The organism is Paenarthrobacter sp. NPDC092416, assembly GCF_044755025.1.
Classification (GTDB): Bacteria; Actinomycetota; Actinomycetes; order Actinomycetales; family Micrococcaceae; genus Arthrobacter.
In genome coordinates this window covers 105,931-130,985 of sequence record NZ_JBIVQG010000008.1, presented here as the reverse complement: position 1 = coordinate 130,985, position 25,055 = coordinate 105,931, and the positions used below count along the sequence as shown (strand labels likewise).

Here is a 25,055-nt window from a genome sequence, read left to right as displayed (position 1 = left end):
TGCGCTGGTGGAGGTGGCTGGTTGGCAGGCTGGTTAGTTGGGCAGTCGAACCGGCATCACGAGGTAGCGGTAGTCGCCCTGGTCATCGCCATCTGCCTCAGCCTGGGCCGTGATCATGGCCGGCTTGGGAGCTGTGGTGAACGAGAAACGCACGAATTTGGTTTCGATGACGCTCAGGCCCTCTACCAAGTAGTGCGGGTTGAAGGCCACGGTGATGTCCTCGCCGGACAACTGCGCTTCGAGTTCCTCGGACGCCTGCGCGTCTTCGCCGGTACCGGCGTCTAGGTTCAGCAAGCCCTGAGTGAAGGCGAGCCGGACAGGGGTGTTGCGTTCAGCTACGAGGGACACGCGGCGAACAGCTTCAACGAGTTCCTGGGTCTGAACCGTAGCGTGGATCGGCGTGGAATCCGGGAAGAGCGAGCGGATCTTCGGGTAATCGCCGTCAACCAGCAGCGAAGTGGTGGTGCGTCCACCGCTTTCGAAGCCAATGAGGCGGCTATCGTCGTCTGCGAGGGCGAGGTTGATGTCACCACTGCCGCCGAGAGTCTTCGCGACCTCGTTGAGGGTCTTCGACTTGACCAGGGCACTGGTGGAAATCCCGGGGGTGACGGGCTTCCACGGCACTTCGCGCATGGCGAGCCGGTACCTGTCGGTTGCGAGAAGGGTGATCAAGTCATCTTCGATTTCCATGCGCACACCGGTGAGGATTGGCAAGGTGTCGTCCTTGCTGGCGGCGATGATCACCTGGGAAACGGCCTGCGCGAAGGAGTCGCCCGGCAAAGTACCGCTAATTTCCGGCAACGCCGGAAGAGCCGGGTACTCAGACTCGGGCATCGTGGCGAGGTGGAAGCTGCTTCGACGGCACGTGAGAGTGACTTTGCTGCCATCAGTCTCAACCTCAACCGGGGCGGAAGGCAGGCTACGGCAAATATCCGCCAGGAGACGTCCGGACACAAGAATCGTGCCCTCTGTGGTGATGTCTGCAGGGATCTCCAAACGTGCCGAGGTCTCGTAGTCAAAGCTCGAGAGGCTTACGGTTCCCGCCTCGGCTTTGAGGAGGAGACCGGAAAGCACTGGAACGGGCGGCCGCGGAGACAACGACCGCGCGGTCCACGTAACGGCTTCTGCCAGGACGTCGCGGTCGACTCTGAACTTCACGGAAGGGTGCCGCCTTTCATTGCTGCTGCCAGGTGTAGCTGCGGATTCCTGCTTGGAACCCACCAAAATTTCGCGATCCAACTCAGGAACCTGCATGGTCCGCACTCAACGAACTACACAACAGACCCGAGGATGGGAGCGCTGCTGACAGCTTAGCCGGAAGATCCGCGATTAACCCATCCCCGATTGTCCGAACCCCGCCTATGTGGACAGCCGCAGGCTGACCACTCGCCCGGCTGATTGGTCTGCCGATGGCAGGTCCGGTGGGTGGCACAACGAGATTGTTATTTGAGGGATTTCAATTTTTTGGGATTCGTAGTGTTAATAACTGCTGTGGAAACTGTGGATAACCGGCTCTCGCCGCGCCGTTCCGCGGTTAAGCCCTGTTCATGGACTGTGCGTTAACTGGGTTTTAAACAGGGTGTGGATGGGGACAACTCCCAGGGCGGTTTTTAACGATCCACAGACGGCTTAAGGGTTTTAAGCCCATTAACCGCGCTTGTCCCCTTAAGTATCCACAGGCTTATCCACATGCACCTGTTAATAAGGTATGTAGTGCGCGCCCCGATGTGGATTTAGGAGTCTCGCTGCTGCTGCTTGATGCGGTTGGTGAGCTCGGTGACTTGGTTGTAAATCACACGACGTTCAGCCATCAGCTCACGGATCTTGCGATCTGCGTGGATCACCGTGGTGTGGTCGCGGCCGCCGAGCTCCTGGCCGATCTTCGGCAAAGACATGTCGGTCAGCTCGCGGCAGAGGTACATGGCGATCTGACGGGCCGTCACCAAGGTGCGTGTGCGGGACTTGCTGCAGAGCTCTTCCATGCTGAGCTTGAAGTAGTCGGCCGTCTGGTCAAGGATCTGCTTCGCAGTGATTTCCTGGGCGCCGTCGTCCGTGATCAGGTCCTTGAGCACCATTTCGGCGAGGGCCACGTCCACCGGCTGGCGGTTAAGGCTGGCAAACGCCGTGACGCGGATCAGGGCGCCTTCCAGTTCGCGGATGTTGCTGGAGATCTTGGACGCGATGTACTCCAAGGCGTCGTCCGGTGCCGAAAGACCTTCGCTGAGGCCCTTCTTCCGAAGGATCGCGATGCGCGTTTCCAGTTCCGGTGGCTGGATGTCCGTCAGCAAGCCCCATTCGAAGCGCGACGTCATACGGTCCTCGAAGCCGGCAAGCATCTTGGGCGGCTGGTCGGAGGTGATGACAACCTGCTTGTTGGCGTTGTGGAGGGCGTTGAACGTGTGGAAGAACTCCTCCTGCGTGCGATCCTTGCCGGCCAGGAACTGGATGTCGTCAATCAGCAACACATCCACGTTGCGGTACGTGGTCTTGAAGCTGGTGCCTTCGTCATCGCGGATGGAGTTGATGAAGTCGTTGGTGAACTCTTCCGAGTTGACGTAGCGGACGCGGATGCCGCTGTAGAGCCGGCGGGCGTAGTGACCGATCGCGTGCAGCAGGTGCGTCTTGCCCAGACCCGAGTCGCCGTAGATGAACAGCGGGTTGTATGCCTTGGCAGGAGCTTCGGCAACTGCCACTGCGGCCGCATGGGCGAATCGGTTCGACGAACCGATCACGAAAGTGTCGAAAATGTACTTCGGGTTCAGCCGGCCGAACTCATGTGAGGTGCTGGGTGGCGTCGGTTGTGGCTTTGGCTCTGCGGCCAAGTCAGGGACCGAGGAAAGTTCGACGGCGGGTTCCGGCTCTGCGTGGACTGGTACCAAATCGGTGTCGACGTCAATCGCGCAGCGGATATCGTCCGAGAAGACATTCCGGAGGGCGTCGTCGAGGGCGTCCTTGACCTGGGTCTGCAGGACCTCGCGGGTGAGCTCGTTGGGGACGGCCACCAGGAGGGTGGAACCGATCAGGCCCTGCGCCTGGGCGAGGATGACGAAGCCACGCTGACGGGGTGTTACCCGGTCGTCCTGCTCCAAGAGGCTCAGCACCCTGCGCCAGGAACTTCCGACAGTATTGGCGTGGTTTGCTTCGTCTACTGTCATCAATCAGTTCCTAAATACTTGCTTGCCGGCGTTGCTGGCAGCCGAAGTCTCTCCGGCGGCGTTGTTCTGGGCGATAATCCACAGAGTTATACACAGCGGGTGGACAATGGGCTACTGAGCCACTCTAGGGGATGAAATCGCCAGAAGATAGCTGGGAAGTTGCCTGTGGATAATTACACCGTTGTTGTTCTCGAAACGGGCCTGTGAGCCACTTCATCCACAGGCTGCGAACAACGGTTGGGCACAGCTGTGGATAGACTTGCGAGAGGCTCCCGGTTTGACTGTGGGTGCCTTTTTGGCCTAACGTTGTGAAGTCCTTTGTGTCCGCTTTTATGATCAGTTGTATCTCCGTGCGTTCAGCGTGCGGTTGGCAACGGCGGCAGACACATACAAAACTTAGCGTCGGCCAGTTCTTCCCCTTTTGATCGGGTGGGCGCACCTTTGATCCACTGGAGTAACTAACGTGAGCAAGCGGACTTTTCAGCCGAATAACCGCCGTCGGGCCAAGAAGCACGGCTTCCGCCTTCGTATGCGCACCCGTGCCGGCCGCGCCATCCTGGCTGCCCGTCGCGGCAAGGGCCGCGTCGAACTGTCGGCGTAAATAACTGACTTGTCGGTCAGGGTCTTTTTGCGGGTTCGACGGTGCTAGCCACCCCTAACCGTCTGCGGACGTCTACCGACTTTTCAACAACTGTACGTTCCGGCGTCCGCAATGGACGCCGGAACTTAGTGTTATATACGGCCTCTATCGAGGCCGGGGAGCCGAGTCGAATCGGCTTCATTGTCTCCAAAGCCGTCGGGAACGCCGTGACCAGGAACCTCGTTAAGAGGAGACTGAGAGAAGCAGGCGCACTGTCCTTGCACACGCATGGAACCGGCCTGGCGGTGGTGGTCCGGGCGTTGCCTGCAGCTGCATCTGCCAGCTGGGAGCAACTGCTCTCGGACTACAACGCCGCATTGGCAGTGACGACGAAGCGACTGGGTGGCTCTGCTCCACCCAAAGCCTCGCCGGATCGCAACGGCACCACAACGGAAGGGACACCGCGTGCATGACATAAGCACCGCCGTCGTTCCTTCCTTTGGTGACCCGTCGGCCTCTGGTGAACCCTCCGCCTCCGGCGACGCATCCGGCGAAGTTCCGCCTGGAAACCTGGCCGTGGTGATCGGTACGTTCCTCTGGAACCTGCCCCGGAACATCCTGATTCTTTTGCTGAAGACGTACCGCAAGGTCGTCTCGCCCCTGTACGGCCAGGTATGCCGATTCTTTCCCTCCTGCTCGGCCTATGCCTTGGAAGCAGTGACGGTGCATGGCGCCGTGAAGGGGAGCTGGCTTGCAGCCAAAAGGCTTGCCAAATGCCATCCTTGGAATGCTGGTGGAGTGGACCATGTCCCCGCTGGCCATCGTCATTGGCCCGAAGGCCGGACGCCCACAATTGTTGTACTGAACAATCCGGACCAGTTCCTGGCTGCTCAGGCTGATGAAGAAGGCCGCTCGGCGGCCTAACGAATAGGGATATCGTATGGACTTCTTTGAAACAATCATGTTTCCGTTCAAGTGGCTGGTGTCAATCATCATGGTTGGCTTCCACGAGGGACTGAGCTTCATTGGCCTGCCCGCCGCGAACGGCTGGACGTGGACTTTGTCCATCATCGGCCTCGTGTTGGTGATCCGTGCCGCCCTGATTCCTGTGTTCGTCAAGCAGATCAAAGCACAGCGGGGTATGCAGCTGCTGCAGCCGGACCTGAAGAAACTTCAGACCAAGTACAAGGGCAAGACTGATCAGCTGTCCCGCCAGGCCATGGCCCAGGAGCAGATGGCGCTGTACAAGAAGCACGGCACCAACCCTTTCTCGGCTTGTTTGCCGATGCTGATCCAGATGCCGTTCTTCTTCGCGCTGTTCCAGGTGCTGTCCGGCATCACTGCAGCCCGTAACGAGGGCGAGGGAATCGGTGCCATGAGCCACCAGCAGGTGGTTCAGTTCGATTCCTCGAGCATCTTTGGTGCGCCCCTGTCAGCGTCGCTGCTGCACGGTGGCGCTGGTGGCAACGAGGTCGCTGTTTGGACCCTGTCCATCGTCATGATCCTCGCCATGACCGCTTCGCAGTTCATCACGCAGAAGCAGATCATGGCCAAGAACATGTCTGAAGAAGCCTTGGCCAGCCCGTTCATGCGCCAGCAGAAGATGATGCTCTACATCCTGCCGCTGGTGTTCGGCATCGGCGGCATCAACTTCCCGATCGGTGTCCTCATCTACTGGACCACCACCAACCTCTGGACCATGGGCCAGCAGTTCTTCGTCATCCGCCGCATGCCCACCCCGGGTTCCCCTGCCGCCAAGGCACTGGAGGAACGCCGCGCTGCCAAGGGCCTGCCGCCGCTGCTGGGTGGCAAAAAGAGCGCCGACGCCGCCGCTGAAGCCGAGGCTGCAGCCGCTGCTGCCGCGGAGATCAAGGCCCAGCGCGTCCAGCCACAACGTAAGAACAGGAAGAAGAAGTAATGTCTGCTGAGAGCACTGAAGAAGTAACCACCGCCGTGACCGGGGACCAGGACGACGTCCAAGAGGAGACGCAGTCCAAGACCGCCAGCCGCTTGGAAGAGGAAGGCGACATCGCAGCCGACTACCTCGAGGAACTTCTTGATATCGCTGATATCGACGGTGACATCGACATTGAGGTTCGTAACGGACGTACCTACATCTCCATCGGCGCCGACGAAGAGTCCGCCGCTTTGGACAGCCTGGTTGGCCGTGACGGCGAAGTCCTTGAGGCACTGCAGGAACTCGCTCGCTTGTCGGTTCTTTCCGCCACGGAAAACCGTTCACGCCTGGTCTTGGACATTAACGGCTACCGCAAGGAACGTGCCGGCGTCCTCCAGCAGATCGCCGAAGACGCTGTTGCCAAGGTCAAGGAGACCGGCGAGACCGTTGCCCTAGAACCGATGAGCGCCTACGAGCGCAAGATCGTTCACGACGCCGTCGCTGACCTCGGATTCGTTTCCGAGTCCGAAGGCGAAGGCGCTGGCCGCCACATCGTGGTTTCGGCTGACTAACGGATCATGGTTGAAATCACCGCAGCTGAGCTGCAGGCAGCAGAGAAGATCTTTGGTGAGCGTCTGGATCTCGCCAAGCGATATGTGGAGCACCTGGCGACGTCGGGAACCGAGCGGGGCCTGATTGGGCCGCGGGAGATCCCGCGTCTGTGGAGCCGCCACGTCCTGAACTGTGCGGTTATTGAGTCCGCCATTGCCAAGGACAGTCATGTAGCGGATGTTGGATCCGGCGCGGGACTGCCTGGGCTGTGCCTGGCCATTGCGCGCCCGGATCTGGAGCTGACGTTGATCGAACCACTGGAACGCCGCGTCATTTGGCTTCAGGAAGTCGTGGACGACCTTGGCTTGGACAACGTCACTATCATGCGTACACGGGCTGAGCTCGCCGTGGGTTTGGTGGACGCCGACGTCGTCACGGCCAGGGCTGTTTCGGCGCTGTCCAACCTTGCTGGATTGACCATTCCTTTGTTGAACGGCCGTGGTGAAGTCGTGGCCATCAAGGGCCGCAGTGCGGCTGAAGAAATTGAGAAGGCCAAGAAGGTCATCCGCAAGCTAGGCGGCGTGGAGACGTCCGTTGTTGTTTGTGGACAGGAGCTTTTGGAGGAACCCACCACCGTGGTGAGGATCATCGTCAACAAGCCCGGAAAGACTGCTTAGTCGTCGTTTGCTTTCCCGCGTGTCGGCGGCTGAGCGGTTAGGCTAGAGAACGGCAGCAAGCGCCGAATGAGAGTGAGAGTGTGACCAGTGGGCAGTAGCGAAACCTCCACGCAGCGGATCCCCCCGTTTATGTCTTTGGGGTCCGCGCGGGCCATGGCCGCACCCTCGGCGTCTCTTCAGTCAGCGATTGTGCGCACGAATTCGGTTGATGATGCTGCTGTTTCACGTGAAACTCTTTTGGACGACGTGCAGAATGTGATGGACTCCATCGACGATTCAAGCCCCATCGCACGCCAGCTCGCCAACGAGACCCGTCGACGCGAGCGTCTGGTGGGTCGCGAGTTGCCCAAACCGGAGCGCACCCGTATCTTCACGGTTTCCAACCAGAAGGGTGGGGTTGGCAAGACCACCACCACCGTGAACATCGCGGCTGCCCTCGCCTCCGCGGGCCTCAACGTTCTGGTTATCGACATCGACCCGCAGGGAAATGCCTCGACGGCGCTGGGGATCGAGCATCACGCGGATGTCGACAGCATCTACGACGTACTGATCAACGACCTCCCCTTGAAGGATGTTGTGGCTCCTTGCCCGGACATCCCCAACCTCATCTGCGCTCCGGCTACCATCCACCTGGCCGGCGCCGAGATCGAACTGGTCTCCTTGGTTGCCCGGGAGCAGCGCCTCCGCAGGGCCATCGACGTCTACGCGAAGGAACGCGAGAAGCACGGCGAGGGCAGGCTGGACTTCATCTTCATCGATTGCCCGCCGAGCTTGGGCTTGCTGACGGTCAACGCCTTCTGTGCAGCCAGCGAGGTACTTATCCCCATTCAGTGCGAGTACTACGCCCTGGAAGGCTTGAGCCAGCTGCTCAAGAACATTGAGATGATCCAGAAGCACCTGAACGCTGACCTGGTTGTCTCGACGATCCTGTTGACCATGTATGACGGCCGAACCAACCTGGCTGCCCAGGTTGCCTCGGAGGTCCGGCAACACTTCCCTCAGCAGGTCCTGGGTGCCGTGGTCCCGCGGTCCGTGCGTATTTCTGAAGCGCCAAGCTACCAGCAGACGGTCATGACTTACGATCCTTCGTCGAGCGGCGCGTTGTCCTACATGGAAGCCGCGGCCGAGATCGCTGAACGCTAGAATCTTTGAAACACTGCAACAGCCTGAGCAGGTCCGTGCTCGGCTATTCCACCGGAGGGATGAATCAATGAGCGAAAAGCGAAGGGGCCTGGGCAGGGGTCTTGGGGCTCTCATCCCTAGTTCCGCCGCGGCACAGGGAAATGGGGCTGTACCGTCCCGTCCTGTGGATCTGTTCTTCCCGGAAGCACGAAAGACGGCTGAGCCTTCGGTCGAGGTCCCTGTCGAGGACGCGGTTACTGACGCTTCTCCTAAGTCGCCGAGTGTCGCAGCGGCTGCGCCCCGTGGTGCTGCGAAGACACCTGCGGTCAAGCCTCCGGCCAAGAGTCCCGCGAAGACAACGACTGCTGCCGCCTCCGAAAGCGACTCCGATGGCGACTCCGGTGGCGACGACGTAGCTGCTGCGAAGCCCGCGTCCAAGCGAACCTCCAGCAAGAACGCTTCTGCTGCTTTGGCGACCGCATCTTCGGTTCCCTCTGCTCCAGAGGTGGAACTGGTTGAGGTTCCGGGTGCCAGGTTCGCCGAAATTCCGGTGACGGACATCCACCCGAACCGCAAACAGCCACGGTCCGTCTTCGATGAAGACGACATGGCCGAGTTGGTCCACTCCGTCAAGGAAATCGGAGTCCTACAGCCAATTGTTGTACGCACTTCAACCGAAAAGGGTGGAGAACCGTACGAGCTGGTCATGGGTGAACGCCGTTGGCGTGCAGTTCAGGCTGCCGGCTTGGAAACGATCCCCGCGATCGTCCGTGACACCACCGACGACGACCTTCTCCGTGATGCCCTGCTGGAGAACCTCCACCGCAGCCAGCTGAATCCTTTGGAAGAGGCAGCTGCCTACCAGCAGCTTCTCGAGGACTTTGGAACCACGCACGAACAATTGGCCGACCGCATTGGCCGATCGCGCCCCCAGGTTTCCAACACCCTCCGCCTTCTGAAGTTGCCACCGCTGGTCCAGCGCCGGGTTGCAGCAAGCGTCCTGTCGGCCGGCCACGCGCGAGCACTCCTGGCATTGCCTGACGCCGCTGCTATGGAACGCCTTGCCCAGAAGATTGTTGCAGAGGGTATGTCCGTGAGGGCGACTGAAGAGGCAGTAGCTCTGTATCAGGACCCCGCTGAGCCCGCGAAGAATGCAATCCCCAAGCCGAACGCACGGCATGAGCGACTGGATTACTTGGCTTCGTCCCTCTCCGATCGCCTGGACACCAACGTGAAGATCACTTTGGGTGCCCGCAAAGGCCGCGTGAGCATCGAATTTGCCAGTGTTGAAGACCTTAACCGAATCATGGATGTATTGAGTCCGAGCGCTGAGGGTTAGTACTTGATGACCAACTGAATGGGGTTTGCTCCGTGGGAGCAAGCCCCATTTTTGTTGCCCTGGACTCGATTGCTATCGCCGACGAGCTGGCGGCGTCTTCTTGACCACGCGGTTCTTGCCAGATTCCGTCTCCTTTGCTGTGGACGGTCGACTCTCTGCAGGCAGTTTCACGTGAAACGCTCATGCATCTTGTGGCGTCGGCGTGGTTCTGGCCGGTGGCGTCGCCCCGTCAACGGTCCGGGGAGCCAAATCTGACCGATCCTGGCTCATTCTGCCGTGGCTTCCGGCTAGGGCCGTGCCTCCGGCTTAGAGGCGTGGGCTCCGTTCGGCTTAGTCCGGCTTCGTGACGGTTAGCGCCAATATCCGCTATCTCAGCCGTACTCTAGTTTGCGCGACCGTGTATCCAGGCCCTGAAGTACGGCGCTGTTTGATGCCCGCTGGCACCCAACTGTGCTTGGCGTGGAGTGCAGTCCTTACTCTCGATGATGTTCTTGGGCATCGGACAGGCAAAAAGGGCCTGGTTGGACGTCAGCGGCGTCCTGCCGCCCGCGTAGCGTTCCCTGCACGGTCCGATATGCCAGGGAGCCGCAGTGAGCTCATGGTCGCCCCCAGCGTTCATTGGCCCGCGTAGGCGCTGTCGATTCGCGACCGCGGTAGGCCTGGGTTAGGCGTGGTGGCGTGGTGGCGTGGCGGTGTGGCTGAGGTCCCGCCAACACCCCTGGAACTTTGACCGGCAGTCGGTGCGCCGGCCGTAGTACGCAGACTTTCTACCTTCTACGCGTTGAGTATGCGTCGTTTGGATCTCCGAGGCATGGGTCTTGTAGTTGGGCGGCCGGCTGGCCTGCCGATTCTGAGTTAGGACAATTGATGCATCGTTCTTCCTCTACGGCAATGGATTGTCCCGCACTATGGCGCTATACCGTGCTTCTGTATCATCTGCGGCTTTGGATTCTTCGTTTCACGTGAAACGAACCTTACGGATGAAATCTCCCACTGGCACTGCCACTTCGAGGCCGTGGAGTTCGTTCCATGGTTTTGATGACCCTAAACGGGCGAAGAATTGGCCTGTTTAATCCGTATCGCGGAGCCTTTTGGCTTTCCTGCACTGAACTATCCCCTGCGCATATCGATGCCCGGTTCTCGCTGCCGGCTGTAGGAACTAAGCCCCCTGGAACATGTGGACTGCGTGATTCTGGCGTCTTGCCGTGCTGGGGCTTGGCGGACATTTTTGGAGTCTAGGCGGGTCTTGGATATATGGGCACTACAACGCCTCATGCCCTGTGAGCGTTTGTTTCACGTGAAACGCGTAGGCAGGTGGTCCCATGCTGGCAATTCGGGCAGAGGAGCACAGCCCATTTTGACCAATGATGATGTGTTTCCGAGCGGATGTTTCACGTGAAACATAAAGGATGGACGCCTACCCGGGCCATCGGGGCTGACTGGAACGATATCAAACTATTTCAGATTCCCTGAGGCGGATACATACGAGACAGTGCGATGCCGGCTTTCCATTTCTGGTGGTTTCAGCGCAGACTGACCGAAGGCCTGATTCTCTTCTCCCTAGGAGCCTTCTCGGAGTCAGGATCTCTAGTCGGGGGGTCTCGTTCCTAATGACGTACTTTCCTGGACTAGGACTTGTGGTGAGCGTTGTCGCAATCAACTGCGCCAAGGTAGCGAAGACGTCAGCCCGGGGCCCCACCAGCATCTGACCAATGATCTAGCGGATACCAGGCTTCCGAAAGGTGGTCGGCACTCCGTCCGGCTCCAATTGCCGGTAGTGGTGCTTCACAGGTCGCAGACTGCAGCAGTTCGAGCTGCACAGTTCCCAATGCTGAGTACGGAACGTCAATGAGGATCGCTATGTAGACTCCTGCCCTGCCCTAGCGGTTAGCGCATCGTCCCAAATTCCAACCGACGTGAGTTTGAATGCTCATACGATGATCAAACGTGCCTGTCTGCAAGCTGCCCCTACAGGTGAACTCCGGTGCTTGAGCTACCGTGCATCCACATGCGACACGACAGAAGCTGTTTCTGGACATGAGGTCAAGGATGCTTTGCGCAGGTAGTACCGGGCAGCGACTGGGGACAACGACAGCGGACGGTGGTTCAATTCCCCCCAGTCCATCGACCGACTTGCCTGGCCACGAACCGAGTCGGCGTCGAGGAACCATTCCGGCCCATGTCACAAGGAAATGAAGATGGCAACGACCCGTGGCCTGGACCGGGTCGTCCAGGTACAGCAGGTGGCCTCGAAGACCTTGCGTGGTCTGCGGTCTGCGGTCTGCGGTCTGCGGTGTGCGGGGGCGCCGGCGACCTTGAATAGCACACTGTCGCAGGTGGCTGGAAATGACCAAACCTTCGCTCGCCTCTCAACACTGGGCTACTGTCCGTCTCTCGTGCAGGGCGGCGTCGGGAATCAGAAATGCGGCATTCATCCCGCCTCATCGGACAGTCTCTCCGACCATATGTGTTGGCGCCAAAGGGTGGTCGAGGCTGCGGTTATGAGTGGGAAATCAGAGCGAGGTCTGTCTCCAGAGTCATCTGGGATACAGCGATGGGGAGCTCAGTCCCCCGTGCCCCATCGGGGATCCATAAGGCGACGTTGGTAGCTGGCGGACAAAGCGCTGGACGGACGAGCTTCAACATTGGACAGAGCCGTCGTCACGGAGCAGGGACGTGGGGTTGCGCTGGCATCACCGCCTAGCAACCCCCCGCCTACCTCGGTCTGCTGCAGTCCAGGGGCGCAGTCCGAACTGCTCCGAAGTTGTGCTCCCAACCCCGCGATCCTTTGACTCCCGCGCCACGGCCATTCTCTCCTGAAGCTGCTGTGCAAAGGACTGTGTCTGACGTGGGAGTGACGTGCTCTGGGGCGACCCTGAGACGGGCCTATGCTCGACTTCCCTGGCCGCTTCTCCTCCATGCCGTGGGCCTGTCTGGTTTGGGTGTATGGATGAGCGCGCGGGGCCCCTCTCGTTTGCTGCGGCGTGCGTTCTAGCCTTCGACTCACGTGCCTCATCGACATTGATCTGATGTTGTACACCTGTCCGTCCCTGCCGCGCGAACTGCGTGGATCACGAAAGCCCTTGCGGGACTTCGCGACATTCAGCACTTCATGGTCAGTGAGCGTGTCAGCGGCGGATGTGACACTTGTCGAGATGGCCGTGGACCGGAAGGCGCCGAACGGCTTGTCCCTTAGGGGCGCCTGTTTCACGTGAAACGGACGGGAGACTCTTGTGGTCGCCTGCCGTGGAAGAGGGCCGCGGAGGCAGGATAAGGATTTGACTTTTGCGAATAGGGCGGTGGATAAGCCTGTGGATATCGCTGGGGATAACTTTGTGGATATTGCGATCCACGGACTTCTATCAAGGTGGGTCAGTGGGGCCTCTGCGCGGCGTGCGGTTCCGGCATCCGCGATTCGCTGATGTGTTTCACGTGAAACATCGCTAAGACGCGCGGTGGGTACTCATTTTTTGTCATATGACGCGGAAAACGAATGATTTCCGGTGTTTTGACGTGGCGTCCGCAATCATCTCCTAGCGGTCGGCGTCGCGTGCGGAGATCGCCGTTTCCGAAACAGCATCACAGGCGATGACGCTCTTCCTGTGATGTCGATCCGTGGCTCGGACCACCATGTGGATATGACTGTGGATAACTCTGGGGATAAGTCCTGTGGGTAATTGTCTGAGATTAATCTCACGACGGCATGCGTGTGCGTGGAGGGCACCCGAGGCATAAGTCCGGCAACTCCACAAGCGACGGGAATGGTGGCGCGAAGAGTGCGACGTTGCCCTGCGGGAGATTAGGCTCAATGCGCTGAAGCTGTCTGGCTTCCCTAGGAGTGGTGACTGAATCGCGGTCAGTCATGTTTGCGGATGGCGAGGGCCCGCACGGACATCACTCCAGAGCAATATGCCGGAGTATCGCACCCCCTCGCGTCGGGACATGATCCGATGTTTGACGTGTGCGAGCTTGTACGATGCCCGCCCGATGGCTGCCCAGGGTTAGGGGTTCTGGAGTCCATGAAAGAGACATCGAGACTCTCATCGGCGTCCCCATACTGGAGCGTGCCTGACGTCACCGATCAGCTCGCGGAAGTCAGCAGTGAGTACTGCATCAACGTCAGTATGTTTTGGATCGACAGAGTGGCGCTCTTCTCTGGAACACCAACGAGGGACTGCGGCTGCACGGACATCGCCGGGAACACGCACTCAGGTTCGCGCCGTCTGGTGGGCAGACCCGTATTCGCACGAGACGGCACGTCAGGTCTGAATCAACGCAAGGTGGAACCCCATGGGCGGTGTCTCGGTTTGGATGTTTCACGTGAAACGGATCGCCGGGTCCGGGAGCGTGCACCGGATTCGGCCAGTTCGCGTGATCCAGGCTGGGGAGTTGCCACCTTTCGGGTGAGACCCACGAGTGAGTTGCGGGAAGCCCTAGGTCGGGGCCGGAGGCAAACGCAGCTCTTCTGGGACTGATGAGTTGTTTCCGACATCAATCACACCGGCTGTCGGCCACGGCTAGTGGTTAGCATCGTCGGGGACCCTGGGCGATGCGCACCTGCACGTCCGGCCAGGGCCAGTATGGATCTTGCGTTCTGTGGAGCGAACGTTTCCTTTACGGCTATAGTGTTGCCGCGTGTAGGGAGTACGCCCCAGCAGCTCCCCCATTGCTACGTTGCGAAGCTACTTCGGTTCGAGGGCTGAGGCGGGTATCGGCACTTGTCCATAATTGTGCTGTGGGCTGCCAACGATCCACCAGAACTATGCTTGGAAGTGTTTCACGTGAAACGAACAGCAGCACACACTCGCCGAGCCAGCAGGCGAACTCCAACCAGCTCAGACCAAAATGGTGTATTTCCTAACGAGTGCCGTTAGAGCGTCGCGTGTGGGAGGCAGCGAGTGCATGCCTGGGTGCTCGACCACAGTCTGCTCACTGGACGTCACGCGGTCGAAGAATGCGTGAAAGGCTTTGCCGGACCGCCAGGCCCTTCGGGGACTCCGCAGGGGGTGGCTGAGGAACAGTGAATGACAGTGGGAGTGAAGTTCATCAGACGCTGCGGGTGGCTGACACCTTGAAATCAGTCCAAAAGTGGCTCAGAGGTTGGGGATCAGGGGCTGCGTGACCGCAGACTGAACGCGTGCGTACGAGACTTCGCGAGGAAAGGGCTCCGACCGCTAACGGGAGCCCGTCCATGCGTGGCAGGACTGTTGGCATGGGGTTCAAAGACTCGTCAGCGGCGGAAGCCGTTGACTCCCCCGTAGTCCTTACGTGCATCTACATGGAATCGCGAAACCAATCTCGACCGGCGCCGAACCGGATCCTCCAGCGACCCTTTGGCCAATGTCGTTGCTTGGATCTGGAATGCCACCATCGTCTGAATACCACGGTGGGCCTCAACGCCCTGGAATACGACCGTGCTTGCGACAGAGGCTTTGACTGTCCGCTTTTCTGCAGTCTCTCTTCGAGACTGTCGAATTCTCCTAGTCTTCACGCTCTTCGCTGGATATCGTTCCTGACAGACACGTTTCTGGCGGCACGGAGGTCCGAAAGACCTGCCAGTTCCAGGAATCGTCCGGCGGCATTGTGGACTTGAGCCGAGTAGGTAACCATAGCTAACGGTCGACACCCGAGAAGAAGCACAAAGCGCTTTCGGCTGAGACGGAAGAGGCCAACGGGACGGGATGACCGAGGTTTGCCCTAAGAATGGGCTGCAGTGCCTTCGAACCACATTGCTGATATCAGGGTGGAACTTTCGCCTCCCGGGGACGACGATGCCCCGTAGGATCTGGCGGGCAGTCTGGCGGGCAGTCTCACGGGCCGCAGCGGTCCCGGCGGGCACGGCTGCCCCACGCGTCCGTTTGGCCTCTAAGGAGCTCATAGGAGCTCATCAAGGGCGGTTGAGTGCAACGTAGATCCTGGCAAGAGTGGCATTTCCAACGGACTTTCGACTATCCCGACGAATGAACATCTGCAGTTGCAACGGTGGGATGCCTGTTATAGACGGCGAGATCGATCGTCGACACCTTTTCCACCCAATCTCGTGTGTGACCGCAGACTGACGAGTTACGTGCCCGCAATCGGGAGTCCCCGGTGGTTGGGGTTGTGCGTAGTCTAGGGAAGGCGGGCCTGGCGGCCCGTATTTTGTGGTTCTTCCCTTTGGCGTTCCGAAGTTGCCCGCCACATCTAAGCGCAGAAGGCTCGGAAATGAGAAGACGCTGGAGCGCAGGGCAGTCCCTGGATGAGTGTTTCCGATCAGCAAATGTCGCATGTTTCACGTGAAACAGAGTCGGCCGAGGAAGGCGGCGGATGGGAAGGGCGTTTCACGTGAAACCACGCTAGGGAATGCGCTCAGGGACGATGTACTGCTGCCCCTCTTATGGCTGCAATAGTCTCTCGCCTTGGAACGTAGTGATGCTGCGTCAGTCGAGCATGCAACCTCATCTGATCGAAGAAATGTTAGGTTCACTCATCCGTTCGTTCGATCTGCTCATTGGTGGCTAGATCGGAAGTGTGAACGCTTGGGGACGGGTGCTTGCCTCGCTCACCGACCGAATGACTGCCCGAATGACGCCCTTGAACTTGGCCGGCGGGAGGGGCCGGGATGTGAGTGGGGGTTCGGCGGGAGGGGCCGGGATGTGAGTGGGGGTTCGGCGGGAGGGGCCGGGATGTGAGTGGGGGTTCGGCGGGAGGGGCCGGGATGCTGGAGCGCTGCGAGTTTCGCCTACACCAGTTAGGGAGAACTTGCAGTGCCTATCAGGAGCAGACACCACGAACATTTACCGCTTACGCAACCCATCAGAGATTCATTCGGAAGTGTATGACAACTAGACGGCGATTATCGGCGTGCAGCTCTCCAGGTAGAACAAAAATCAATTAGGAATACAGCTCGTACCTCACCAGATGCGGGTGCAACCACGAAGGCTGCCGGCGGCAACATCATCATGTGAATCTACAACCACAAAGAAAGCCAGCGGCCCCAACTCCACGAGGAGCTGGAACCGCCGGCTTTGGCAGACAGTCTTAGGAGACCTAGGAAAGGACGTCCGCGAATTCCTTTTCGAAGAACTGCTTCGGCTTGGCGCCGATGACAGTGCTCTTAACTTCTCCCCCGCTGAACAGGTACACGGCCGGGATGGACGTGATGCCGTATTCGGCAGCGATGGCGGGGTTGTCGTCAACGTTGAGCTTCACGACGTCAACCTTGTCGCTGTACTCCACGGAGATCTCGTCGAGGATGGGACCGAGCTTGCGGCACGGGCCACACCACTCTGCCCAGAAGTCCACGATGACCGGCTTCTCGGAAGCCAGGACATCCGTGCTGAAGCTTGCGTCGGTTACGTCTTTAGCGTTGCTCATAACTCTTCCCTTCGGATGGTTGCTTGGTTGCAGCTTACGAGTGCAGGTCTGCGAGGTAGTGCTCGACGTCCAGGGCGGCCACACAACCGGAGCCCGAAGCCGTGATGGCTTGGCGGTACGTGGGGTCGATGACGTCACCGGCAGCGAACACGCCCTTGATGCTGGTGCGTGAGCTGCGGCCGTCGACGGCGATGGTTCCCTCGGGCGTCAGGTCAACCTTGCCCTTCACGAGCTCGGTCCGGGGATCGTTGCCGATGGCCACGAACACACCTGTTACGGCGAGCTCGGACTCGGTTCCGTCCACCAGGTTCTTGAGCTTGAGTCCCGTGACCTTTTCTCCGCCAAGAACGTCCTCAACACCGGTGTTCCAGATGAAGTTGATTTTCTCGTGAGCTTGGGCGCGGTCACCCATGATCTTGGATGCCTTGAGAGTGTCACGACGGTGAATTACCGTGACTGACTTTGCGAACTTGGTGAGGAACAGTGCTTCTTCCATGGCCGAGTCGCCGCCACCGATGACTGCGATGTCCTGGTCCTTGAAGAAGAAACCGTCGCAGGTTGCACACCAGCTAACGCCGTGGCCTGAAAGACGCTTCTCGTTCTCAAGACCGAGCTCGCGGTACGCGGAACCCGTTGACAGGATGATGGCCTTCGCCTGGAAGGTCTCTCCCGTGCCGATGGTGACCGACTTGATGTCGCCGTCGAGATCGAGTTCGGTGACATCCTCGAACTGGATCTCCGTGCCGAAGCGCGCAGCCTGCTTCTCGAAGTTTTCCATGAGATCCGGGCCCATGATGCCGTCGGGGAATCCGGGGTAGTTTTCTACGTCGGTGGTGTTCATGAGCTCGCCACCAGCAGTGACGGAACCGGCGATGAGCAGAGGCTTCATGTTAGCGCGGGCAGTGTAAACGGCGGCTGTGTAGCCGGCGGGGCCTGAACCTACGATGATGACGTCACGCACCTGCGATGCGCTGTTTTCTGCAATGCTCACGTTGCGTGAACCTCTTCCTTAGTAGATGCTGCGGCTTTCGGGGCAGCCACCTGACTCAACCCCCGTAACGGTCCAAATATTCCGTTGGATTTGGAGGGCCTAAAACCCACCATCATTCAGGGTACCGTCTGGAGGCTCGGCCAATCGAAGCGGGGACGCCCGATGACCGTGAGCCACATCAGTCACAAAGCCTCGCGCACATGCAAAAGGCACATGCGAAAAGTAGGTAGCAGCAGATGCCGTTCTGAGCGCCCAAAACGGCATCTACTGCTACCTAGTTGGGTTAGCGGACCGAAAACTGGACTACTGGACCGTGACTTCGGCCAGGCGCAGACCGAAACCGAACTGCGTCTTGGGGGCAGCCAGCTTGGGCAAGGCCTTGATGACGACGATCACGTACTGCGTCTGGGTAGGTGCAGCAAGCGGCATTGTCAGCTCGGGTGAAGTAAAGCTGTTGGTGCCGACGAGCTTGGCGCCATCCATCGCCGGACGATCGTTGGTGAAAACGCTGATGCTTCCGCCCGAGCCGCCCAACTGATTCAGCACAACAGACTTGACCTCTGCCGGCTCCTTCAGTTTGACCACCAGCGGCATCTCTTCGGAGAGTCCACCCCAGTTTGCCGACGCGAACTCCATGTCCGACCAGTAACTCGCAGCGTTGCCATCAAAGGCTTTGGGAAGATCCTTGTCGAACGTTGCTGCGAAGGGGAAGTCGCCGAGGCGGGTAATCCCATCAATCGCCGGAGGTGCTGCAGGAGCAGCGGTCTCACTGGCGGATGGTTCCGCGGACTCAGTACCTGTTGGCTGCTGTGCGGTCGTCTTGTCCGTTGCTGCCGGAGCACCGCTGGGCAGAAGGCTGCCAAGGTTGGTAACAGCGAGAACAAGTCCCACGATCAGGACTGCGGCCAGCAAGCCGCCGACGAGCCACCGCAAAGACCGCGGTTCACGTTCCGGCGCATCATCCTCGTAAACATCGTCTTCCTCAACGTACTCTTCGGCAACAGCGGCCGACGCCGGGAAGCTGGTTGGCGCACGATCGTAGCCTGAGTCGTTAGCACCGGACGCTGCACCACCTGGGGCGGCGGCTCCCCCGGCGAAGCCATAGTCTTCCTCAGACCACAGAGACACCTTGGGCTCTGTCGCCGGAGCCGCCGGGGCCGCCGGAGCCGTCGGTGAGGCAGATGCTGTGGCAGCCGGCGGAGTTGCTGGTTGAGCAGGTGTGGTCGAGGCAGGGACAGCCTGGGTCGGCGGCTGTGCGGGAACAGACGGCGAAGCAGGTACGGCCTGTGTTTGCCGTGAGGCACCGGACGTAGCCTCAGCGGAACCAGCCGACGCGGCGTCAGCACCGCCGTCGGCGTTTCGAGAACCGGCGTTCTTCAGCGCGGCGGCGGCAGCGGCACTGGCCGCCCCGGCTCCCGCTGCTGCAGCGGCGAGCTTGGCAGCAAGGCCGCCCTTGGCCGATGAAGGGCTGGATGCGGGCATCGGCGGCACGTTGCTGGAAGCCGCAGCGGGCGTGTACTGCTGGTCCTCGGCATCGTTGTCCGACGATTGAACGGCGTAGCCATTCTCGTCGTACTGGATGTACTCGGCTTCGTGCTCGTCGTCCTCGTACAGGCCGTCATACGTTTCGGGCTCGTAGGTGCGCGCCTGGCCAAAGATTTCGCTACCGAGGGTCTCCGTGAAGAACGGTTCCACATACGGCGGGTTGGTGGCGACCACGAGGTCCAGAAGATCCGGAGCAGTGCTGTGGTTGGTGATCAGGTATGTAGTGTTGTCGCTGACGCCCAGATCCAGGATCTGGACGTGGCCCGGGCGCTCCCCCGTAGCTACTTCGCGGGCGCTTTGAGCTACTTGGTCGGCGTTTCCGGGACCAGCGACGAGGATGCTGACGGGGCGGTTGAGGACCTGATCCACGCCGTCGAGCACCAGATCTTGGTCATGCGAGGTCAATACGGTGGCCGTGACCTTGTAGCGGCCGCCAAGCACTGATCCGACGTCGATCGGGTGGGACACGTGTTCCTCCTAGGCTGTCCGGGAGCTGCGGGTCCTGCATGCGACTCGCCCGGCGTGCCGGTTGAGCCGCTTTTGCAACTACCTGTATTCGTTTCTAGCCTAGCCGATTGCATGCCGTCACCACGGGAGACGGCACCGGCTCACTTCTTCCGACCCCGCCGACGAGGGAAGTAAGGATTGTGTCCTGGCTCGCCTTGGTAGGTGCGGCGACCCGGCAACGGCACCTGCTGACGGAACCTGCCACCCTGTGCTGTGCTGGGCACGTCCTCGTCGGGGAGGTATGTTGTGGGCGCATCCTGGAGGTGCTCGGCTGAGTCGCCATCGTGGTGTTCGACGGCGGGTTCCGGCTTTAGTGCCGGTCCGGCCCTGAAGGAAGCGGCGTCGAACTCGCCGGAGATGCGCGGAATCAAACCAGTATCGTCCGAGACTGTGGCGCGTGCCGCCGTCGTGGTTTCTGCGCCGCTGGATGCGGGGACCGGGACGCCGCGACCCAGGCGGCCCAGCAACGGCCGCATGAGGTCGCGAAGCTCACTGACGTGGAATACACGCAGCAGCAACAGATACGCGACCAACATGACGGGTCCGACGACGACCACCGTCACCAAGGCCGCCGGGCGGCTGCTCCAGGCGAAACCGTCGGACCGGTAACTGCCCAAAAGCCACAGCGCGAGAGCGCCGGCAAGGGCGGAACCCAGCCCGGCGTAGCCCATACGGATATACGAGTTCGCGATCCGGGGACCGTCCAGGTGTCCCAGCATCCTGCGCAGGAACCAGACGCTGATCACCACGGAGAGGATGTTGCCGAGCGTATACAGTACGGCGATCGCGTAGATGATCTGGCCCACCGGCAGGAACTGGATGATGAACGCACCCACCACGTAAACGACCGCGAGCAGCAACTGTACGTACAGCGGCGTTCGTGCGTCCTCGTTGGCGTAGAACACGCGGGACATCATGAAGTTGGCACTCATGAACGGGGTGCTGAGCGCCAGGATCGTCAGCGTCTGTGCCAGCATGACGCCGTCGTATGGCTCGCCGCCGGAGAAGAACATGCCAAGCGGCCCGGCCAGGGCGAACAGGGCCAGCGCCCCGAAAACTGTGGCCACCGCCATGGTTCGCAGGCCATGGGACAGAGCATCGCGCAGCTCGGCCTTGTTGCCGTCCTGGGACGCGCGCGACATGCGGTTAAAGAGGACAGTCGCAAGCGAGAGCGCGATGATCGAATGTGGCAGCAGATACAGCTGGCTCGCGACTTCCAGAACGGCGTTGCCGGGAAGCGTGGCAGCAGCCGTAGTGTCCCCCGCGTTGTCCAGACGGAGGCGCTCGGCGCCCGGAATGGTAGCGATCTTCATGACGTAAAGGAACGCCAGCTGTCCGACGGCGGCAGTCAGCAGCGTCCAGACGCTCAGCTTGGCTGCCTGGCCGAGTCCAACACCGCGCCAACCGAAGCGGGGCCGCAAGCCCAGCCGCAGCCGGAGTACGGGTATGAGGAGGATTGCGGTTTGGGCGATCACACCGAACGTGGAGAACCCGGCAATCAGGAACGTCTGGAAGGAACCCCAATTGTCCAGCGTGTGCGGGTTGGTGTAGTTGGCGCCCAGGATCCAGATGAACATGCCCAGGCCGGCGATGGCCACGATGTTGTTGAGGATGGGCGCCCACATCGCCGGACCGAAGGCTCCATGGGCGTTGAGTACCTGCGTTAACAGGGCATACAGGCCATAGAAGAAGATCTGCGGCAGACACCAGAACGCGAAGGTGACGGCCAGGGCCTTCTGTTGCTCCGAATATCCCTGCGTGGTGAGGTCGATGACCATCGGAGCAGCGAGAGTGACCAGCGCTGTTAGGGCAAGCAACACGAGCACGGCCAAAGTCAGGAGCCGGCTGATGTAGTCCGCTCCCCTGTCCGGGGCTTTGCTTGCCTTGATGATCTGCGGGACGAGCACAGCATTGAACACGCCGCCGGCCACCAGCAGGAAGATCAGGTTAGGCAGGTTGTTCGCGTTAATAAACGTGTCATTTACCGTTGAACCCAGGCCGAGGGCGGCGCCCAGCATCCATGTTTTAGCGAAGCCAAGGAACCGCGAAACAAGCGTTCCGGCGGCCATGATGGCGCTGGAACGTGCTTCTCCGGATTGAACGGACTGGGTTGTTTTGGCTTCAGACATCGCCTTTATCGTCCCATGTACCTGTGTCAGAGGTGTTCGGGCAGTACTTCCCGCGCCAAATCGGCGATTCGCCGCTCATTGGGGAAGGACAGTTTGCGCGCCAGTTCCTGGATGGGAACCCACGCTGCGTCCACGGCTTCCTGATCCGGATCGTTCTCGATGGTCAGCTCGCCGCCCGTGGCCTGCAGCAGGAAGTGGTGGACGGTTTTGTGGACACGGTGGCCGCTGACAGTGAACCAGTAGTCAATGCTGCCCAGGGGTGCCAGGATGCTGCCTTCGATCCCGGTTTCCTCGGCAATCTCGCGGACAGCGGCTTGCTCGTTGTTCTCCCGGCCCTCTGGATGACCTTTGGGCAAGCACCATTCAAGTCGGCCACCCCTATTAAGGCGGGCAATAATCGCAACCCGGAGTTCGCCGTCGGACGTATCTACTACGACGCCGCCCGCCGACACTTCCTCCACAGTGGGAAGCGAGGCCTGCACCGGGTGCTGCGGGGCAGGCGCGACGTGGGCGCCGATTGCCGACGGCAACGGTGCGTTCGTCCTCCTGCCAGGAGCGCTCGGGATCGGATTGGCCATGAAGTCCACTCTAACGACTCTTGCCCTCGAGTGATGACCGGGACATGGCCACAAGATGGACGGCAGGAGACACGCGTTACGGGTCCGCTGGTTTTCGGATGGAACTGTGGCCCAATGCCGCGCAAAAATCTGCCAAGCTTAAGGGACTATGGCGCACGTATTGGACAGCTCTTCAGTCAACTTCACCATCGACCCCGTGGTGCTCGACCTCGGGCAGCGATTTGTCGATGCTGGATTCGAGCTGTCGCTGGTGGGCGGCCCCGTTCGCGACCTTTTCCTGGGGAGGACCTCCCCGGACCTGGACTTCACCACCGACGCCACCCCGGACCAGACGATTGCCGTCATCAAGAAATGGGCGGACAACTTCTGGGAAATCGGACGGGCGTTTGGCACGATCGGGATGAAGAAAAACGGCTTCCAGATCGAAGTCACCACCTACCGGGCCGAGGCGTACGATCCCGATTCGCGTAAGCCCGTAGTCGCCTTTGGCAGTTCGCTGACCGAGGACCTGCTCCGCCGCGACTTCACCATCAACGCCATGGCCTTGCGCCTGCCGAGCCTGGAACTGGTGGACCCGTTCGGTGGCGTCCGGGACCTCCACGCCTCCGAACTCGCCACACCCGGTGCGCCTGAGGCGTCCTTCTCTGACGACCCCCTTCGCATGATGCGTGCAGCCCGCTTCGCGTCCCAGCTTGGCGTGTCGGTTCATGACGACGTCCGGCTCGCCATGTCCCAGATGGCCGATCGCATCAAGATCATCTCAGCCGAGCGGGTCCGCGATGAACTGGTCAAGCTGATCAACGGCGCGCACCCGCGCGTGGGGATCGATCTCCTGGTGGACACAGGGTTGGCCGAATTTGTTCTTCCCGAGGTCTCCGCGCTTCGCCTCGAAGCCGATGAACACCACCGCCACAAGGACGTGTACCAGCACTCCCTGCAGGTCCTCGAACAGGCGGCTGCGCTGGAAACCGGCCCCGACGGTGCGGTTCCGGGCCCGGACTTTGTGCTTCGGTTCGCAGCGTTAATGCACGACGTCGGCAAGCCGGCTACGCGTCGATTCGAACCCGGCGGCGCTGTCAGCTTCCGGCATCACGACGTGGTGGGGGCGAAGCTGGTGGCCAAGCGGATGAAGGCCCTTCGCTTCGATAACGACTCCATCAAGGCCGTCGCACGGCTCGTGGAGCTGCACATGAGGTTCTATGGTTACGGCGAGGCTGGCTGGAGCGATTCCGCCGTCCGCCGCTACGTGACCGACGCCGGCCCCCTGCTGGAACGCCTGCACCGGCTCACCCGCTCTGACGTCACCACACGTAACCAACGCAAGGCCGACCGTCTGTCTTTTGCCTACGATGACTTGGAACAGCGCATTGCTGCCCTGTTGGAACAGGAATCGTTGGCAGCCGTCCGGCCGGACCTCGATGGTGCGCAAATCATGGCTATGCTCGGACTGAAGCCGGGGCCAGTCGTCGGCCGCGCATACAAGTTCCTGCTGGAAGAACGAATGGAGCACGGTCCGCTGTCCCACGAGGAAGCCAAGTCCAAGCTCTTGGCGTGGTGGGAAGCGCAACCCGAGTCCGCCGTCGTCGATCATTCGGCCGAAACCGATGCCACGTCGGCAACTGCCGAGTCACCGTCCGTGTTTGCCGAGTCACCGTCCGCGTCAGCCACACCAATGGCCCGCGAAGAAATAGAGGAGTCCTAATTGAACGCCGCGATGTTGCCCGCACGTCCGCAGCTCTGGATCCTGCGCCACGGCGAGACGGAATGGTCCAAGAGTGGCCAGTACACCGGCCTGACCGACCTTCCCTTGACTGTCGAAGGTGAACAGCAGGCAGTCGAGGCCCGCAAAGTCCTTGAAGGCATCGACTTTGACCTCGTACTGACCTCCCCGCTACGCCGCGCGCGCCGCACCGCTGAACTCGCCGGTTTCCCGGACGCGGTCCACGAGCCGCTCGCCGTCGAATGGAACTACGGCGACTACGAAGGCGTCAGCTCCGACCTCATCCGCAAGGACAACCCCGACTACCTGATCTGGACCGATGGCGTGCCCAACGGCGAAACCCTGGACGAGGTTGCGGCGCGTGCCGACAAGATCATCGGCCGTGTCCTCGAATCGGGCATGGACAATGTCCTTGTGGTTGCCCACGGCCATTTCTCCCGCATTCTCACAGCCCGCTGGCTGGAAATGGACGCGAAAGAAGGCCGGCATTTCATTCTCGGCACGGCCAAGGTCTGCACCCTCGGTTGGGACAAGCGCACGCCGGCAATTGTCCGCTGGGGTCTCTAAAACACGAATTTAGAAAAACTTTTGGCAAATTAGCGAATTGAGCTGGTCAAAAGTCCTCACCATGAGGTAGCTTATATCTTGTTCCCAGAGCGACCCGCCGGGAACTTGGCGCGCATTCCCCGATTAATCAGTCGGGACCAATGCCACAGCAGAAGAGGAGGTTGGGAAAAATGATTACTTTGACTAGCGGATGGAAGATGACCATCACTGCTGCCCCGGCCTCTGCTGCTGTTCGACGCCTCTTTTCGAAGCATATTTCGAACCACTGACCACCTCCTGAACACCGGACCGGCCTGACGCCGGCGGTCTTCATGGGCCACCAATTGCCGGGTGGCGTTTT

At 60.4% G+C, this 25,055-nt stretch carries 17 protein-coding genes; 10 read left to right on the top strand and 7 right to left on the bottom strand.

The window, feature by feature from the left end:
- Positions 1 to 33 precede the first annotated feature (33 nt).
- Positions 34 to 1,158, bottom strand: coding sequence for a DNA polymerase III subunit beta (gene dnaN / locus ACIQC5_RS15795; RefSeq protein WP_400284523.1), 1,125 nt, complete (start codon positions 1,156 to 1,158; stop codon positions 34 to 36).
- Positions 1,159 to 1,733: 575 nt separating this feature from the next.
- Positions 1,734 to 3,155, bottom strand: coding sequence for a chromosomal replication initiator protein DnaA (gene dnaA / locus ACIQC5_RS15790; RefSeq protein WP_400284197.1), 1,422 nt, complete (start codon positions 3,153 to 3,155; stop codon positions 1,734 to 1,736).
- 463 nt (positions 3,156 to 3,618) lie between these two features.
- Here dnaA and rpmH point away from each other — a divergent pair, with 463 nt between their 5' ends.
- The 8 genes from rpmH (at position 3,619) to ACIQC5_RS15750 (ending at position 9,322) form a co-directional block, all read left to right on the top strand.
- Complete coding sequence (gene rpmH / locus ACIQC5_RS15785) at positions 3,619 to 3,756, top strand: 50S ribosomal protein L34 (RefSeq protein WP_011776797.1); 138 nt, start codon at positions 3,619 to 3,621, stop codon at positions 3,754 to 3,756.
- Positions 3,757 to 3,797: 41 nt separating this feature from the next.
- A complete protein-coding gene (rnpA, locus tag ACIQC5_RS15780) occupies positions 3,798 to 4,208 on the top strand; it encodes a ribonuclease P protein component (protein WP_400284193.1) in 411 nt (136 codons plus the stop codon).
- A gap of 97 nt (positions 4,209 to 4,305) precedes the next feature.
- The gene (yidD, locus tag ACIQC5_RS15775) at positions 4,306 to 4,659 is read left to right on the top strand and encodes a membrane protein insertion efficiency factor YidD (protein WP_400284520.1); all 354 of its coding nucleotides are present in this window, start codon (positions 4,306 to 4,308) and stop codon (positions 4,657 to 4,659) included.
- Between the two features lie 16 nt (positions 4,660 to 4,675).
- Positions 4,676 to 5,653 (top strand): membrane protein insertase YidC, encoded by a 978-nt coding sequence (gene yidC, locus ACIQC5_RS15770; RefSeq protein ID WP_400284190.1) that lies wholly within the window; start codon positions 4,676 to 4,678, stop codon positions 5,651 to 5,653.
- The gene (locus ACIQC5_RS15765) at positions 5,653 to 6,204 is read left to right on the top strand and encodes a protein jag (RefSeq protein ID WP_400284187.1); all 552 of its coding nucleotides are present in this window, start codon (positions 5,653 to 5,655) and stop codon (positions 6,202 to 6,204) included. Before yidC ends, ACIQC5_RS15765 begins: the two co-directional genes overlap by 1 nt.
- Before the next feature lie 6 nt (positions 6,205 to 6,210).
- Entirely contained in the window at positions 6,211 to 6,861 is a 651-nt protein-coding gene (rsmG, locus tag ACIQC5_RS15760) for a 16S rRNA (guanine(527)-N(7))-methyltransferase RsmG (protein ID WP_400284184.1), read from the top strand.
- 87 nt (positions 6,862 to 6,948) lie between these two features.
- The gene (locus ACIQC5_RS15755) at positions 6,949 to 8,004 is read left to right on the top strand and encodes a ParA family protein (protein ID WP_400284181.1); all 1,056 of its coding nucleotides are present in this window, start codon (positions 6,949 to 6,951) and stop codon (positions 8,002 to 8,004) included.
- Positions 8,005 to 8,071: 67 nt separating this feature from the next.
- Complete coding sequence (locus ACIQC5_RS15750; protein WP_400284178.1) at positions 8,072 to 9,322, top strand: ParB/RepB/Spo0J family partition protein; 1,251 nt, start codon at positions 8,072 to 8,074, stop codon at positions 9,320 to 9,322.
- 7,029 nt (positions 9,323 to 16,351) lie between these two features.
- Here the strand turns inward: ACIQC5_RS15750 and trxA are convergent.
- The 5 genes from trxA to ACIQC5_RS15725 form a co-directional block, all read right to left on the bottom strand.
- A complete protein-coding gene (gene trxA, locus ACIQC5_RS15745; protein ID WP_024818839.1) occupies positions 16,352 to 16,678 on the bottom strand; it encodes a thioredoxin in 327 nt (108 codons plus the stop codon).
- 34 nt (positions 16,679 to 16,712) lie between these two features.
- The gene (gene trxB / locus ACIQC5_RS15740) at positions 16,713 to 17,669 is read right to left on the bottom strand and encodes a thioredoxin-disulfide reductase (RefSeq protein ID WP_400284174.1); all 957 of its coding nucleotides are present in this window, start codon (positions 17,667 to 17,669) and stop codon (positions 16,713 to 16,715) included.
- Between the two features lie 303 nt (positions 17,670 to 17,972).
- Positions 17,973 to 19,682, bottom strand: coding sequence for an ABC transporter substrate-binding protein (locus ACIQC5_RS15735; RefSeq protein WP_400284171.1), 1,710 nt, complete (start codon positions 19,680 to 19,682; stop codon positions 17,973 to 17,975).
- A gap of 140 nt (positions 19,683 to 19,822) precedes the next feature.
- Entirely contained in the window at positions 19,823 to 21,850 is a 2,028-nt protein-coding gene (murJ, locus tag ACIQC5_RS15730; protein WP_400284168.1) for a murein biosynthesis integral membrane protein MurJ, read from the bottom strand.
- 26 nt (positions 21,851 to 21,876) lie between these two features.
- A complete protein-coding gene (locus tag ACIQC5_RS15725) occupies positions 21,877 to 22,380 on the bottom strand; it encodes an NUDIX hydrolase (RefSeq protein WP_400284518.1) in 504 nt (167 codons plus the stop codon).
- Between the two features lie 196 nt (positions 22,381 to 22,576).
- Here ACIQC5_RS15725 and ACIQC5_RS15720 point away from each other — a divergent pair, with 196 nt between their 5' ends.
- Both ACIQC5_RS15720 and ACIQC5_RS15715 read left to right on the top strand, forming a co-directional pair.
- Complete coding sequence (locus tag ACIQC5_RS15720; RefSeq protein WP_400284165.1) at positions 22,577 to 24,130, top strand: CCA tRNA nucleotidyltransferase; 1,554 nt, start codon at positions 22,577 to 22,579, stop codon at positions 24,128 to 24,130.
- Positions 24,131 to 24,715, top strand: coding sequence for a histidine phosphatase family protein (locus tag ACIQC5_RS15715; RefSeq protein WP_400284162.1), 585 nt, complete (start codon positions 24,131 to 24,133; stop codon positions 24,713 to 24,715).
- The last annotated feature ends 340 nt before the right edge of the window (positions 24,716 to 25,055 follow it).

Excerpts from the sequence above, each read along its gene's own strand:
- dnaA (WP_400284197.1), bottom strand. The coding sequence starts at position 3,155 with ATGACAGTAGACGAAGCAAACCACGCCAATACTGTCGGAAGTTCCTGG.
- yidC (WP_400284190.1), top strand. The coding sequence starts at position 4,676 with ATGGACTTCTTTGAAACAATCATGTTTCCGTTCAAGTGGCTGGTGTCA.
- ACIQC5_RS15765 (WP_400284187.1), top strand. The coding sequence starts at position 5,653 with ATGTCTGCTGAGAGCACTGAAGAAGTAACCACCGCCGTGACCGGGGAC.
- rsmG (WP_400284184.1), top strand. The coding sequence starts at position 6,211 with ATGGTTGAAATCACCGCAGCTGAGCTGCAGGCAGCAGAGAAGATCTTT.
- ACIQC5_RS15750 (WP_400284178.1), top strand. The coding sequence starts at position 8,072 with ATGAGCGAAAAGCGAAGGGGCCTGGGCAGGGGTCTTGGGGCTCTCATC.
- trxA (WP_024818839.1), bottom strand. The coding sequence starts at position 16,678 with ATGAGCAACGCTAAAGACGTAACCGACGCAAGCTTCAGCACGGATGTC.
- murJ (WP_400284168.1), bottom strand. The coding sequence starts at position 21,850 with ATGTCTGAAGCCAAAACAACCCAGTCCGTTCAATCCGGAGAAGCACGT.
- ACIQC5_RS15720 (WP_400284165.1), top strand. The coding sequence starts at position 22,577 with ATGGCGCACGTATTGGACAGCTCTTCAGTCAACTTCACCATCGACCCC.